The organism is Enterobacter sp. BNK-22 (genome assembly GCF_048684805.1).
GTDB lineage: Bacteria > Pseudomonadota > Gammaproteobacteria > Enterobacterales > Enterobacteriaceae > Enterobacter > Enterobacter quasiroggenkampii.
On the sequence record NZ_JBLQTT010000001.1, the window covers coordinates 4,516,610 to 4,530,909 of the forward strand.

General features: G+C 55.7%; 11 protein-coding genes. 6 read left to right on the top strand and 5 right to left on the bottom strand.

All coding sequences use genetic code 11. The features are described from left to right. The first annotated feature begins 120 nt into the window (after positions 1–120). On the top strand, positions 121–1,758 hold the full coding sequence (pyrG, locus tag ACMGGE_RS21325; RefSeq protein WP_032648095.1) for a glutamine hydrolyzing CTP synthase: 1,638 nt from the start codon (positions 121–123) through the stop codon (positions 1,756–1,758). An 82-nt stretch (positions 1,759–1,840) separates the two neighbouring features. Beyond that, the gene (gene eno, locus ACMGGE_RS21330; protein WP_024909267.1) at positions 1,841–3,139 is read left to right on the top strand and encodes a phosphopyruvate hydratase; all 1,299 of its coding nucleotides are present in this window, start codon (positions 1,841–1,843) and stop codon (positions 3,137–3,139) included. Positions 3,140–3,191: 52 nt separating this feature from the next. On the opposite strand, the gene ACMGGE_RS21335 is transcribed toward eno, so the two are convergent. Then, positions 3,192–4,301 (bottom strand): SDR family oxidoreductase, encoded by a 1,110-nt coding sequence (locus tag ACMGGE_RS21335; RefSeq protein ID WP_126533978.1) that lies wholly within the window; start codon positions 4,299–4,301, stop codon positions 3,192–3,194. 357 nt (positions 4,302–4,658) lie between these two features. Then, positions 4,659–5,483, bottom strand: coding sequence for a MurR/RpiR family transcriptional regulator (locus ACMGGE_RS21340; RefSeq protein WP_032675434.1), 825 nt, complete (start codon positions 5,481–5,483; stop codon positions 4,659–4,661). A gap of 165 nt (positions 5,484–5,648) precedes the next feature. On the opposite strand from ACMGGE_RS21340, the gene ACMGGE_RS21345 reads away from it, so the two are divergent. The 3 genes from ACMGGE_RS21345 (at position 5,649) to queE (ending at position 8,641) form a co-directional block, all read left to right on the top strand. Then, positions 5,649–7,208 carry a PTS transporter subunit EIIC gene (locus ACMGGE_RS21345; RefSeq protein WP_063436634.1) on the top strand — a complete coding sequence of 520 codons (1,560 nt, stop codon included), beginning with the start codon at positions 5,649–5,651 and terminating at the stop codon, positions 7,206–7,208. Next, positions 7,208–7,897, top strand: a complete 690-nt coding sequence (locus ACMGGE_RS21350) for an N-acetylmannosamine-6-phosphate 2-epimerase (RefSeq protein ID WP_414455334.1) — start codon at positions 7,208–7,210, stop codon at positions 7,895–7,897. The genes ACMGGE_RS21345 and ACMGGE_RS21350 overlap by 1 nt, the downstream gene beginning before the upstream one ends. 72 nt (positions 7,898–7,969) lie before the next feature. After that, on the top strand, positions 7,970–8,641 hold the full coding sequence (gene queE / locus ACMGGE_RS21355; RefSeq protein ID WP_021241905.1) for a 7-carboxy-7-deazaguanine synthase QueE: 672 nt from the start codon (positions 7,970–7,972) through the stop codon (positions 8,639–8,641). A 17-nt stretch (positions 8,642–8,658) separates the two neighbouring features. On the opposite strand, the gene ACMGGE_RS21360 is transcribed toward queE, so the two are convergent. Together ACMGGE_RS21360 and ACMGGE_RS21365 are read right to left on the bottom strand one after the other, a co-directional pair. Beyond that, complete coding sequence (locus ACMGGE_RS21360) at positions 8,659–10,056, bottom strand: MFS transporter (protein WP_262811448.1); 1,398 nt, start codon at positions 10,054–10,056, stop codon at positions 8,659–8,661. A 25-nt stretch (positions 10,057–10,081) separates the two neighbouring features. Beyond that, positions 10,082–11,251, bottom strand: a complete 1,170-nt coding sequence (locus ACMGGE_RS21365) for a M20 aminoacylase family protein (protein ID WP_048224638.1) — start codon at positions 11,249–11,251, stop codon at positions 10,082–10,084. Positions 11,252–11,422: 171 nt separating this feature from the next. Between ACMGGE_RS21365 and ACMGGE_RS21370 the strand changes: the two genes are divergently transcribed. Beyond that, on the top strand, positions 11,423–13,771 hold the full coding sequence (locus tag ACMGGE_RS21370) for a helix-turn-helix transcriptional regulator (protein WP_420294129.1): 2,349 nt from the start codon (positions 11,423–11,425) through the stop codon (positions 13,769–13,771). Here ACMGGE_RS21370 and queD read toward each other — a convergent pair. Next, a complete protein-coding gene (gene queD / locus ACMGGE_RS21375; protein WP_420294130.1) occupies positions 13,756–14,118 on the bottom strand; it encodes a 6-carboxytetrahydropterin synthase QueD in 363 nt (120 codons plus the stop codon). The two genes, ACMGGE_RS21370 and queD, sit on opposite strands and share 16 nt — an antisense overlap. Positions 14,119–14,300 lie beyond the last annotated feature (182 nt).

The following is a 14,300-nucleotide window of genomic DNA, read 5'->3' on the forward strand; positions in this document are numbered from 1 at the left end:
TGTTTGTCATGGCCTGGAATGGAGACGGAGAATGAAAGTTTGTGGCGCTCGCCGTGTTCGGGTATACTACTTTCCCGTCCTGGTTATTCCATCGTTTCACCCTAACTTCTCAGGTTCAGCATGACAACGAACTATATTTTTGTGACCGGCGGGGTCGTATCCTCTCTGGGTAAAGGCATTGCCGCAGCCTCCCTCGCAGCCATTCTTGAAGCCCGTGGCCTCAATGTGACCATGATGAAACTGGATCCGTACATCAACGTCGATCCGGGCACCATGAGCCCAATCCAACACGGGGAAGTGTTCGTTACTGAAGACGGCGCTGAAACCGATCTGGATCTTGGCCACTACGAGCGTTTCATCCGCACCAAAATGACCCGTCGTAACAACTTCACGACCGGCCGCATTTACTCCGACGTTCTGCGTAAAGAGCGCCGTGGTGATTATCTGGGTGCCACCGTTCAGGTTATCCCGCACATCACTAACGCCATCAAAGAACGCATTGTTGCGGGTGGCGAAGGCCACGACGTGGTGCTGGTTGAAATCGGCGGTACCGTGGGTGATATCGAATCCCTGCCATTCCTGGAAGCGATTCGTCAGCTGGCGGTAGACATTGGCCGTGAACACGCGCTGTTCATGCACCTGACGCTGGTGCCGTACATGGCCGCCGCAGGTGAAGTGAAAACCAAACCGACTCAGCACTCTGTTAAAGAGCTGCTCTCCATTGGTATTCAGCCAGACATCCTGGTTTGCCGTTCCGATCGTGCGGTGCCGGCGAACGAACGTGCGAAAATTGCATTGTTCTGTAACGTGCCTGAAAAAGCCGTTATTTCAATGAAAGATGTCGATTCCATTTATAAAATCCCGGGCCTGTTGAAATCTCAGGGCCTGGACGATTATATTTGTAAACGATTCAGCTTGAACTGTCCGGAAGCTAACCTGTCTGAATGGGAACAGGTTATTTACGAAGAAGCCAATCCGGCAGGCGAAGTGACTATCGGTATGGTCGGCAAGTACATTGAGCTGCCGGATGCCTACAAGTCCGTGATCGAAGCGCTGAAACACGGTGGTCTGAAGAACCGTGTCTCCGTGAACATCAAGCTGATTGATTCGCAGGATGTTGAAACGCGTGGCGTTGAAATCCTGAAAGATCTGGATGCTATTCTTATCCCTGGCGGTTTCGGCTACCGTGGTGTAGAAGGCAAGATCGCCACCGCGCGCTATGCGCGTGAAAACAATATTCCATACCTCGGCATCTGTCTGGGTATGCAGGTTGCGCTGATCGAATTTGCGCGCAACGTAGCGGGAATGGAAAACGCGAACTCTACGGAATTTGTGCCAGACTGTAAGTACCCTGTTGTGGCGCTTATCACCGAATGGCGTGACGAAGAAGGTAACGTCGAAGTCCGTACCGAGAAGAGCGATCTGGGTGGCACCATGCGTCTTGGCGCACAGGCCTGCCAGCTGACTGACGATAGCGTGGTTCGCAAGCTGTATGGCGAGCCGGTCATTACCGAGCGCCATCGTCACCGCTATGAAGTCAACAACATGTTGTTGAAACCTATTGAAGCCGCGGGCCTGCGTGTTGCGGGACGCTCCGGGGATGATCAGTTAGTCGAGATCATTGAAGTGCCAAACCATCCGTGGTTTGTCGCCTGCCAGTTCCACCCGGAATTTACTTCAACGCCACGTGACGGGCATCCGCTGTTTGCAGGCTTTGTTAAGGCCGCCAGCGACTACCAGAAGCGTCAGGCGAAGTAAAAAAAGTTAGAACGGCAACGCGTACCTTTGGTACGCGTTGTTTGTCTGGAGTTTTAGTTTAACTTGTACTGAGGAAAATCTAATGTCCAAAATCGTTAAAGTCATCGGTCGTGAAATCATCGACTCCCGTGGTAACCCGACCGTTGAAGCCGAAGTTCACCTGGAAGGTGGTTTCGTTGGTATGGCTGCTGCTCCATCAGGTGCTTCTACCGGTTCCCGCGAAGCGCTGGAACTGCGCGATGGCGACAAATCTCGCTTCCTGGGTAAAGGCGTACTGAAAGCGGTTGGCGCTGTAAACGGTCCTATTGCTCAGGCAATCATTGGCAAAGACGCCAAAGACCAGGCTGGCATCGACAAGATCATGATCGATCTGGACGGTACTGAAAACAAATCTAACTTCGGTGCGAACGCAATCCTGGCTGTTTCTCTGGCAAACGCCAAAGCGGCTGCGGCTGCGAAAGGTATGCCACTGTTCGAGCACATCGCTGAACTGAACGGCACCCCAGGCAAATACTCTATGCCTGTACCAATGATGAACATCATCAACGGTGGTGAGCACGCAGACAACAACGTTGATATTCAGGAATTCATGATTCAGCCAGTTGGCGCGAAATCCCTGAAAGAAGCGGTACGTATGGGTTCTGAAGTGTTCCACAACCTGGCTAAAGTTCTGAAAGCTAAAGGCATGAACACGGCTGTTGGTGACGAAGGTGGCTATGCGCCAAACCTGGGTTCTAACGCAGAAGCTCTGGCTGTTATCGCAGAAGCAGTAAAAGCTGCTGGCTACGAGCTGGGCAAAGACATCACCCTGGCGATGGACTGTGCAGCATCTGAATTCTACAAAGACGGTAAATACGTTCTGGCTGGCGAAGGCAACAAAGCGTTCACCTCCGAAGAGTTCACTCACTTCCTGGAAGACCTGACCAAACAGTACCCAATCGTGTCTATCGAAGACGGTCTGGACGAGTCTGACTGGGCTGGCTTCGCATACCAGACTAAAGTACTGGGCGACAAAATCCAGCTGGTGGGTGACGACCTGTTCGTAACCAACACCAAGATCCTGAAAGAAGGCATCGAGAAAGGCATCGTTAACTCCATCCTGATCAAATTCAACCAGATCGGTTCCCTGACCGAAACGCTGGCTGCGATCAAAATGGCGAAAGACGCTGGCTACACCGCGGTTATCTCTCACCGTTCTGGCGAAACTGAAGACGCTACCATTGCTGACCTGGCTGTGGGTACCGCTGCAGGCCAGATCAAAACCGGTTCTATGAGCCGTTCTGACCGTGTTGCTAAATACAACCAGCTGATTCGTATCGAAGAAGCGCTGGGCGAAAAAGCACCATACAACGGTCGTAAAGAGATCAAAGGCCAGGCATAATCGCCTAAGCCTTAAAATGAAAATGCCAGTCGAATGACTGGCATTTTTTTGGCTATTTAAAATCGACCGCCATTTGCTCCGGAATGGTCAGCCCCTGGGTGGTTTGCACGCAGCGGGCGATATAATCCGTAAACCGGGGTGGCTTCGGCATCCCCATGCTCAGCAGCTTATCGTTGCTGAAGCGCACGTTAAGCGTGGCAAACGCACCGTATAACCGCATGGCTTTTAGCATCAGACGTTCGTTGCACGGGCCAAAAATCGTTTTCAACTCGCGGCGCATTCTGACCAGCGTTTCGTAGCTAACCTGCGCATATTTATCCCCGACGGGGGCTTTCTCCAGCGCCTGCGCCATCGCCTGATCGATATCCGCAAAGCGAACGCTGTTCTCTTCACCGGCAGAAATGTGTACCACTTCCCCCGGACGCGCGTTGCTGTTCAGCAGCATTAACAGCGCGTCGGCGCAATAATCCACCGGAACAACGTCGATCCTGTCTTCCATGGAGCACATAAACTTCTGCAGCATCAGGCCCATGCTAAAGACCCAGAAAATGCTGCTCGACGGCGTGCAGCCGTGGCGGGTATGGCCGACAACGATGGACGGACGCGCGATGAGCAGCGGCAGGTTCGGACATTCCTGGCGCATCAGCTGTTCGATGGTTGACTTCGAATAAGTGTATTCCACCAGGTGTTCAGCATTCTCTCTGAATTCCGCGCTTTCGGCGACCAGGGAATCCTGCTCCGGTGTGCATGACATTGCCGTGCCTACGTGGAGGAAACGCTGCAGTCCTGAGACCTGCTCCATACGGCGCGCCAGCGCCAGCGTTCCTTCAACGTTGACCTTCCAGATGAGCGGGTTGTTACCAAATGAGGCGACAGCCGCACAGTTCACGACATGCGTGACCCGATCCAGACGGGGATCGTTCAGGAAGGCTTCAGGCTGGCTGAGGTCGCCAATCAGGATATTATCCACATTCAGAGAGGCCAGTTTGTCCTCAGGAACGTTGAACTTGCGCATGTTCTCCAGCACACGCTCCAGCCCGCTCTGCGGATCGCTGGCACGCGCGAGCAAAAGCAGTTTTACGGGTTGATCGTTGGTCAGGATTTTTTCCAGTACTGCACCACCCAGAAATCCGGTCACGCCTGTAATCAATAACATCTTCATTAATACCGTCTCATTATGATTGATGAGGCGGATTGTAGGCGGGCAAAAGTAAACGGCATTTAAATAATAAAACGCCGAAATCAATGGCGTCTTAAGCTTATTTTAAGGAAAGAAAATCAGGTGGAGATATTGGACATTATAGGTTGGGTAAAAATTCAATTTATTAAAATTAATATTTTAAGATATTGATTTTAATGTTTTTTATGGCTTGGCCACCAGGTGGTTAGCTTAATTCAAAATGTAATAAATATAATACTTTGTTACACCAAACATTTACCAGATAAATGATTTACCCCCCCTTAACGTAAATCAGACGACACAAGACGCAGGCTGTTTTATTTAGCCTGCGAATGATTTTCAGAGTAAAAGGGGAAGCGTGGCGCTGGCTGTTTGCTGGCTAACGTCGCCGTAATGACCATCCAGCGCAATCAGGGACGTAGTCAGCAGCTCGACCAGCAGCATGACCCCAACCTTAGCATTGAGCGCGCCCGCGCTAAGCGGCCCCTCTGGCTTGGCGGCCACCAGCTGCATGTCGCTCAGGGACGCCAGCGGGCTGCGGGGCGTATTGCTGAGAGCCAGTACCTTAACGCCACGTTTGCGGGCAAGCTTCACCACGTGGAGTAAATCCCGCGTTGAACCCGAGCTGGAGATAGCCACCACCAGGGTCTCTTTTGAAAGCGTTGTCGCATTCATGGCCGCGCGGTGCATATCGCTAAACAGCTGTGCGGGTTTCCCCAGACGCAACAGCTTGTAGTGGAGATACTCCCCGAGGATCGCGCTGGCCGCAACGCCATAAATCTGCACCGACTGCGCCTGATGCAGCGCCAGCGCGGCCTTTTCAAGCAGCGCGCGGTCAAGAAGCCTGGCGGTATCCTGCAATGCCTGCACCGACTCATCCACCACGTTATCAATCTCATCCCCCGCCTGACGCGCGGGCTGACCCTGCTGAATATCCAGCGCAAGCGCCATTTTAAATTCGTTATAGCCCTTGCAGCCCAGCGTCCGGCAAAGACGCGTGACGCTGGCCTCGCTGGTGTGGCTCTCGCGCGCCAGCTCGGTGATCGTCAGGTAGAGCACCCGGGCTGGATCGCTGAGGACAAACTCACCGAGTTTTTGTTGTGTTGGGCTGTACCCGGAAGCCTCCTGGCGTAGCTTCAGCAGCAGGTTTTCATGGTCTGACATGCTCGATCCTTAATGCGTTTCTCTGCGACTAGTGTGGCGGAAAGCGGGGGAAAGATGCCAGTCATTTTGAAAAAGTATGATCGTCGTCCTGGTTTGTGATGATAATTTTCACTATTAAACATTTATGTGGTAAAAATTTTCATCGTTTAATGGGGGGATGAAAAAATGATGCAAATATTCAGTGGGGCTTCTTCAGGAGGATGGTTTGAAAAAGCGCAGCGCTTTGGCAAATCCTTTATGTTGCCGATTGCCGTGTTGCCTGCGGCGGGTCTGCTGCTGGGGATAGGCGGCGCGCTATCGAATCCCAACACGCTGGCAGCCTATCCGTTTTTAGACGTGAGCTGGCTGCAGGCCATTTTCACCATCATGAGCAGCGCAGGATCCATCGTGTTTGCGAACCTCTCGGTGTTGTTTGCCGTTGGGGTGGCCGTCGGGCTGGCAAAAAGCGATAAGGGCACGGCGGGTCTGGCGGCGTTACTCGCGTTTCTGGTGATGAATGCCACCATCAACGCGCTGCTGATCCTCACCGGCAAACTGGCGCATGAGAACCCGGGGGCCGTGGGGCAGGGCATGACGCTGGGTATTCAGACGCTGGAAACCGGCGTGTTTGGCGGCGTGGTGATTGGGCTGGTGACCTGCGCGCTCCATCATCGGTTTAATAAAATTGCGCTTCCGCAGTTTCTGGGCTTTTTTGGCGGCTCGCGCTTTGTTCCTATTATCAGCTCGCTGGCGGCGATACTCGTCGGTGCGCTCATGACCGTGGTCTGGCCGCATTTCCAGAAGCTGATTTTTGGTCTGGGCGGGCTGGTGGATGCGACCGGCTATCTGGGCACCCTGCTGTACGGCTTTATTCTCCGCATGCTGGGCCCGTTCGGTCTGCACCACATCTTCTATCTGCCTTTCTGGACCACCGCGCTTGGCGGGAGTGAAATCGTCAACGGACACCTCGTGGAAGGCACGCAGCGGATCTTCTTCGCTCAGCTGGCTGACCCGAACACGCAACATTTCTATGAGGGTACGTCACGCTTCATGTCCGGGCGCTTTATTACGATGATGTTTGGCCTGCTCGGGGCGTGCCTGGCGATGTACCACACGGCAAAACCCGAGAACAAAAAACGCGTTGCCGGACTGCTGCTTTCTGCGGCGTTAACCTCGTTCCTGACGGGGATTACCGAGCCTATCGAATTCTCGTTCCTGTTTATTGCGCCGGTACTCTACGTCATCCATGCGCTGTTTGACGGGCTGGCATTCATGCTCGCGCACATGCTGCATATCACCATCGGGCAAACCTTCTCCGGCGGTTTCATCGACTTCGTGCTGTTCGGCATTTTGCAGGGAGAGGCCAAAACCAACTGGATGTTCGTTCCGCTGGTCGGCGTACCGTGGTTCTTCCTGTACTACTTTACCTTCCGCTATCTGATTAACCGCTTTGATTTCGCGACGCCGGGTCGGGAAAAGGAGGCGATGGCTGACGAAGTCAGTCTGCCGCAAAACGAACGCGCTGCTGCGGTGATCGCCGGACTAGGCGGAAAAGACAATCTGGACGAGGTGGACTGCTGCGCCACGCGTCTTCGCGTGACGGTTAAAGACGGCAGCAAAGTGAATGACGCGGCGCTGAAAGCCACCGGGGCGCGCGGCGTTATCGTGCGCGGCAACGGCGTTCAGGTCATCTATGGCCCGCACGTCACGATTATCAAAAACGAAGTGGAAGAGATCTTATCGTAATGAAAACTGTACTGGATACCCTGAAGGGAAAACTGGTCGTCTCCTGTCAGGCGCTGGAAAATGAACCGCTGCACAGCCCGTTTATTATGTCGAGAATGGCGCTGGCGGCGGCACAGGGCGGGGCCGCGGCTATTCGCGCCAACAGCGTGGCGGATATTGAGGCCATAAAGCAGCAGGTGTCTTTGCCGGTCATCGGCATCATCAAACGGGATTATCCCGAAAGTGAGGTGTTTATCACCGCGACAATGAAAGAGGTGGATGAGCTCATGCGCGTCTCGCCGGACATGATTGCGCTTGATGCGACGGCGCGGGAGCGTCCCTGCGGAGAATCCCTGGAAACGCTGGTCTCGCGCATCCGCTCTCGCTATCCCGCGGTGCTGCTGATGGCGGATATCTCCTCCGTGGACGAAGCCGTGACGGCGCAGGCGCTGGGCTTCGACTGCGTCGGCACCACGCTTTACGGCTACACGGCGGAAACCGCGGGCCATGTATTGCCTGACAACGACTGCGCGTTCCTGAAAGCGGTGCTGGCGGCCGTGACGGTGCCCGTGGTTGCCGAAGGCAACGTGGATACGCCTGAACGTGCGGCCAGGTGCCTGGCGCTGGGCGCGCATACGGTGGTGGTCGGCGGCGCGATCACCCGTCCACAGCAAATCACGGAACGGTTTATGGCGGCGATTGGCGCGTAAAGCACCGATGGAGCATGACCATCCGGCGGGGATCTGCGATACTTATCGTTTATCCCCTTTACTGAGATGACTATGCAGTACCCGATTAACGAGATGTTCCAGACCCTGCAAGGCGAGGGTTACTTTACCGGCGTTCCCGCTATTTTCATTCGTTTACAGGGATGCCCGGTTGGCTGTGCCTGGTGTGACACCAAACATACGTGGGATAAGCTCGCAGATCGGGAAGTGTCGCTGTTTAGCATTCTGGCGAAAACCAAAGAGAGCGATAAGTGGGGCGCGGGCAGTGCCGAAGATCTGCTGGCCATTATTGGCCGTCAGGGCTGGACGGCCCGTCACGTCGTGATCACCGGCGGTGAACCCTGCATCCACGATCTGACCCCGCTGACCGAGTTGCTCGAAAAGAACGGCTACAGCTGCCAGATCGAAACCAGCGGCACCCATGAAGTGCGTTGCTCGCACACCACCTGGGTGACGGTATCGCCAAAAGTGAATATGCGCGGCGGGTACGACGTGCTGTCTCAGGCGCTGGAGCGCGCGGATGAGATTAAGCACCCGGTAGGGCGCGTGCGAGATATCGAAGCGCTGGATGAACTGCTGGCCACCCTGACGGATGAAAAGCAGCGGGTGATTGCCCTGCAGCCTATCAGCCAGAAAGACGATGCAACGCGCCTGTGCATTGAAACCTGTATTGCGCGCAACTGGCGTCTGTCGATGCAGACGCACAAATATCTGAATATTGCCTGACCCTTTCGTGGCCCCGCCTATCGCGGGGCCCGACCTGAAGGGAGTAACGCCCAGGTCACTCCCACCGAAGCGAGACACATCGCGCTGTTAAAAAGAAGCGCATACTGTGCGGCGCTGGCCATGCCCAGCGGCAGCAGCAGCGCATAGAGCGACGCGGTAACCGCGATCCCCATCGCTCCCCCCAGCGAACTGCCCATTTTGTACACCCCAGAGGCCACCCCGACTTTGTTTTCTGGCGCGTTCATCACCGCCGTATCCGTTGACGGCGTAGCGTAACATCCCAGCCCCAGCCCAAATAAAATGTTACTGAGAAAGACGGTGATGATGTAGATCTCCTTGCTTAAAAACGTGCAGGAGATAAGCGTGATGCCCGTTGCGGTCAGCAGCGGCCCGGTCATCATCGGCAGGCGCGCGCCGTAGCGCTGAAGCAGCTTTTCCCCCACCCGGATCATCGCCAGCACGGTAATCAGATACCCCAACGTCATCATGCCGGTTTGCAGTGGTGACAGACGGTGGCCTTGTTGCAGCCAGATGCTGGCAATCATCATGGTACCAATGCAGCCGTTGAGCAAAAAGTTAGAGAATACCGAGGCGCTGTAGGCCCGGTTTTTAAACAGGGCAAAATCAATCAGCGCCGCATCACCCTTGCGTCGCCCGGTGAGCACGAAGCAGGCCGCTGCCAGCGCGGCGCTACCCAGCACCAGCAATGACAGGCCGCTGCTCCAGCCCCAACCGTGGCCTTTGCTGATAAACAGATTCAGCAGTACCAGCATAAGGACAAAACTCACCAGGCCGCTAGTATCCAGCTTATGGCGACGTGCGCTGTCGCTTCGGCTTTCCGGGGTACCGCGAATCAGCAGGAGTGCCACCGCCGCCACCAGCATGGAAAAAATAAAGATCCAGCGCCAGCCGAGCGAGGTGGCGATGGCACCGCCGACAAATGAGCTCAGGCCGCTGCCGCCCCATGAGCCGATGACCCAAAAGCTGATTGCCCGCTGGCGAGCGTTGCCTTGATACCAGGTTTTAATCAGCGCCAGCGTGGCGGGCATGATGCAGGCCGCTGACAGACCTTGTATCGCTCTCCCCAGCAAAAACAGAACGGGCTCCCACGATACGAAGAGTAAGGCACTGCCGATGATGCTCAGCATCAGGCCAATGTACGTCATGCGCACGCGGCCAAACTTATCGGCAAATCCTCCGCAGGCAACGACAAAACAGCCGCTGAATAGCGCACTGAGGCTGACCGCCAGCGTAAGGGTTTCAAGAGAGATTGCGAGGCTGTTTTTCATTGCCGGCACAACGTTAATCACAGACTGCGCAAATAACCAGAATGTCAGGACGCTCATCACAATACCGGCCAACAGCCGATCGTTACCTGCGTAGGACGTTGTGTCTGTCAGTGGAACGGTACTCATCGTGCAGCCCTCAGATTGGCGCGAATCAGCGCAGATAGTGTTCGGTTAACGCAGTCCAGAGCGCCGCCCCGGTCAGCAGGAGCTTGTCGTTAAAGTCGTAGCCTGGGTTATGCACCATACAGCGGTCCGGCTCATCTCCGGCACCGAGAGTGAAGTAGCAGCCTTGAGGATTTTTTTCGAGCATGAACGCAAAATCCTCGCTTCCCATAAACGCATTGACCGATGCAACGGCATCCTGACCGAACAGGTCAGTCGCCACCGTGCGCACCATGTCATTGGCCTGCGGGCTATTGCGCAGCACCGGGCTGCCATTCACGTGACGAATCGTGGCCGTGGCGTTGAAGCTCTCAGCCTGCGCCACGGCAATGTCGTGGATCCGCTGCAGGACGGTTTGACGCACCGCTTCATCCAGCGTGCGCACGGTCAGCTTCATTAATACCTTATCGTTGATAATATTCGGGGCATGTCCCGCCTGGATGCTGCCCACGGTCACGACGACCGGCTGGAATGGGGTGATATTCCTCGACACAATCGACTGCAGGGCGAGGGTGATGTGACAGGCAACCAGCGTAGCATCAACGGTGTGTTCCGGAACGGCGCCGTGTCCCCCTACGCCGTTCACTTCAATATGTATGGTGTCAGAGGAGGCCATCATGGCGCCATCGCGCAGGCCAATTTTCCCAAGCGGCTGGGAGGGCATGTTATGCAGCCCAAAAATATGGTCGCAGGGGAATTGTTCAAACAGGCCGTCTTCAACCATGACGCGCCCGCCATACAGCAGCTCTTCGGCTGGCTGAAAAATCAGATGCAGCGTGCCGCTAAAGTTGCGGGTACGGGCCAGATACTCTGCGGCATAAAGCAGGGTAGTGGTGTGCCCATCGTGTCCGCAGCCGTGAAATTTACCTTCAACCGTGCTGCTCCACGCTTTGCCGCTATTTTCCTGCATCGGCAGTGCGTCCATGTCGGCGCGCAGGCCCAGACGTTTGCTGCCGTTGCCCACCTTCAGGGTGCCGACCACGCCGGTTTTGGCCATTCCCCGATGGACCTCATAGCCCCATTGCTTCAGGAGTGCCGCGACGCGGTCGCTGGTTTTATGCTCCTCGAAGCCGATTTCGGGATGCCGGTGAAATTCGCGTCGTAATTCAGTGAACTGAGCCTCGGAGCCTCGCAGCGCGTCAACAATTGGATGTGTCATTTTTGTTATCCTTTTCCTGCCAAATGGTGTTAGTTTCGAGTTTATGTCGATCGCATTGCCGGAAAACGCCCTTTTTTGTTGTGAATCGACGCCTTTTTTCTGATTGTTTTTCATACGATTCAGTTATGACAAAAAAGAGGATGTCATTATTTGTCCTGGCAGGAGCAGCAAATGAAGCAGCGTAAAAGTGAGTTTGCGGTAACCGTTGAGGACATCCGACGCTATGCGCAGGATGAAGGTGATTCGCTGACGATACTCTGGGTGCTGGAGGGTGAGGGGGAGCTGCACGCCGACGCGGGGCCAGAAACGATGCAGACAAACGGTCTTGCGATAATAAACCGCCATCAGCGCTGGTGGTTTAGCAGCCGGAGCGCTAACGTCACCCTGCGTGTCACCCTCTCCGGGGGCTGGGTCATCCAGCTGTACGAAGACTTTTTTGCCCATGACTATGCGATTCCGGCGGAGCCCGGCGCGAGCTTGCCGCAGTGCGACGCGCTTCGGCACCTGCTGCGCCAGCTTCTGGTGGTGACGCTGGTGAACGATCCGCGCCGCTATCGGCTGGAGGCGAATCGCTGGCTGAGCGAGATCCTGTTGCTGCTAACCGGTCGCTTTCAGCAGCCCACCCGCCAGAAACCCCGGCACCAGCACGCGAACGTAAGCAAGCGCATCGCCCGTGTTCTGGAGCGGATCGACGCCAGCTACACCCGCCGCATTACGCTGGCCGAAATCGCAGAGAGTGAGTTCGTCTCAGAAGCGTGGCTCTCCCGTCTCTTTCGAAAAGAGACGGGAGTCAGTTTTATGCAGTACATCACCGCCCTGCGGCTGGAAAAAGCGGCTGACGCCCTGCGTCTCACCAGCCGTCCTCTGCATCAGATTGCGCTGGAGCACGGGTTTGCCAGCACGCGCATAATGACCGATCGCTTCCGGCGCTATCACAACATGTCTCCGGGCGAGTTTCGCAAGGCCGGGCGCCATCGCCCAGAGGCGTCCCGCCTGCGGGCGAGCGCGGACGAGCAGCGCTTTCCCGTTGCGGTGGATACGCTTTTCGGCCTGCTTAACGGCGCTGAGGCGCACGGCTGGGAACCCCCTCCGCTCGCCCACGCGCCGCGTCAGGAGCGGATCCTGAATCTGGCGCAGCTTCACCCGATCTCGGCTTCGCTGCGCCGCACGCGGCTTGTTGTGACCCTGCGCGAGCTCGACGATTTGTTGCGGGAGGATGTTCGCCAGCATCTGGAGGCGCTTCATGAAGCGATCCCCATTGAGGGTATTGATATCGCGGAACCTTTTCTCAGCAGCCGTCTGTTCGCCACGGGGTGGGACGATCCCGAGATGGCCGGCTACTCCTGCTGGTACAATCTGCAGCAGGTGTTCAGCTGGGTGGCCAAAAAGGGCTGGACAGTGCTGCTGCACACGGGCGTCACCACCCGATGCGATCTGCTGACGCGTTTTTTGCAGCTATCGATTAACCGTTTTTCGCCCGACGTCACCGCAGGCTGGCACGCGGTTATGCACTGGTCTTCGCAGGCCAACGCGGAAACGCAGGAGCATGCCTGGCAGACGCAGCGAGCGGCGTTCAAGTCGTACCTTCCGCAGGCGAAGTTTGGCGTATGGCATCGTTTCTTACCCGCGGGAACCGGGCCTGGCGGTGACGCGCTGTTCCAGTCAGCTATCCTGAACCAGGCTGATTTCCTCGCGTGCCCGGCCGATGCCAATGAGCTGCTCGATCTGGCGCAGCTGGATCCCGCGCATCTTTCCTCGTCTGAAAATTACCCTGTGCTAAAGGTCCGCCAGATCCTCGCCGCCCTTCGCCAGCGGCAGCGGACGCTGCCGGTATGGTTACTCTCATGGAATACCCTTACCGGCAACACGCGGGCGACCAACGGCTGGTTTTTCCGCGGCGCGCTGCTGATGCAAAACCTGCTCGGGCTTTCAGAACAGGTTTGGCTGGCGGGCTTCTGGCTAAATTCTGGTTTACAGGGGGAAGCGAGGGCGAACAACACCCTCGATACATCGAGCCTTGCGCTTCAATATAATCACGGCCTTCCACGGCCCATCTATTGGGTACTCTGGCTGTGGCAGCGTCTGCGGGGAGAGGTGCTCGTTAACGACAAGAGCGTGCTACTGCTGCGTCATGAAGGTGGCTACCAACTGCTGCTGCGCAACGTGGTGGTATTCAATCCGCTGTTGTCGAGTGAAGAGGCCTTTATCCAGCGTTTTCAGCAGCACCACCACCTGCAGCTGCAGGGGGCGCGCGGCAGATGGCGCATCAAGCGCCATCTGTTCGATCGTCATAACGGCGCGCTTTACCCGCTGCTGGAAGGCGTTCGAAGCGAAAGCGGGCCTGACGAAGAGATGTGGAACTGGATTGCGCATAAAGCGCGTCCAACGCTTTCCGTACACGATGAACGGCTTTATGACGGCTGGCAAATCACGGAGTCGCTGGAAAGTAACGCGCTCGTTCTTTATGAACTCACGCCGTTAAACGCCTGCGAGGATGAGGACGATCACTTCCCGCGATAGATGCAGCCCGCGGTACAGGTCTCTTTGATCATCACCGCGCTCAGCAGCGGTACCCGCGGTTTCATCTGATCCCAAATCCATTTTGCCAGCACTTCGCTGGTCGGGTTTTCAAGGCCCGGGATCTCGTTCAGGTAGTAGTGATCCAGACGATCGTAGGTCGGCTTAAACGCCGCCTTCAGCTCGGCAAAATCCATGATCCAACCGGTATGCGGATCAACTTCACCGGTGATCTCAAGACGCACCATGAACGAATGCCCGTGCAGACGGCCACATTTATGCCCTTCAGGGACATGCGGAAGGTGGTGGGCGGCTTCGAAGGTGAAATCTTTAAACAGTGTGGTGGACATGATCGCTCTCAGTAATGCGGAAAAAACCGCCGCATAGTACCGGAAAGCACAATTTTTAGCATTAACTAAAACGGCTCTGAGCGGCAACCGCCTCGTATTCAGGGTGTTTATTGCTATTTATTCTTTTATTTCATAAGGTTATTTAATCGGTTTTATCGCTAAGCATGACAACCAAAACAGGT

Coding starts and splice junctions, on each gene's coding strand:
- pyrG (WP_032648095.1), top strand. CDS start 121: ATGACAACGAACTATATTTTTGTGACCGGCGGGGTCGTATCCTCTCTG.
- eno (WP_024909267.1), top strand. CDS start 1,841: ATGTCCAAAATCGTTAAAGTCATCGGTCGTGAAATCATCGACTCCCGT.
- ACMGGE_RS21335 (WP_126533978.1), bottom strand. CDS start 4,301: ATGAAGATGTTATTGATTACAGGCGTGACCGGATTTCTGGGTGGTGCA.
- ACMGGE_RS21340 (WP_032675434.1), bottom strand. CDS start 5,483: ATGTCAGACCATGAAAACCTGCTGCTGAAGCTACGCCAGGAGGCTTCC.
- ACMGGE_RS21345 (WP_063436634.1), top strand. CDS start 5,649: ATGATGCAAATATTCAGTGGGGCTTCTTCAGGAGGATGGTTTGAAAAA.
- ACMGGE_RS21350 (WP_414455334.1), top strand. CDS start 7,208: ATGAAAACTGTACTGGATACCCTGAAGGGAAAACTGGTCGTCTCCTGT.
- queE (WP_021241905.1), top strand. CDS start 7,970: ATGCAGTACCCGATTAACGAGATGTTCCAGACCCTGCAAGGCGAGGGT.
- ACMGGE_RS21360 (WP_262811448.1), bottom strand. CDS start 10,056: ATGAGTACCGTTCCACTGACAGACACAACGTCCTACGCAGGTAACGAT.
- ACMGGE_RS21365 (WP_048224638.1), bottom strand. CDS start 11,251: ATGACACATCCAATTGTTGACGCGCTGCGAGGCTCCGAGGCTCAGTTC.
- ACMGGE_RS21370 (WP_420294129.1), top strand. CDS start 11,423: ATGAAGCAGCGTAAAAGTGAGTTTGCGGTAACCGTTGAGGACATCCGA.
- queD (WP_420294130.1), bottom strand. CDS start 14,118: ATGTCCACCACACTGTTTAAAGATTTCACCTTCGAAGCCGCCCACCAC.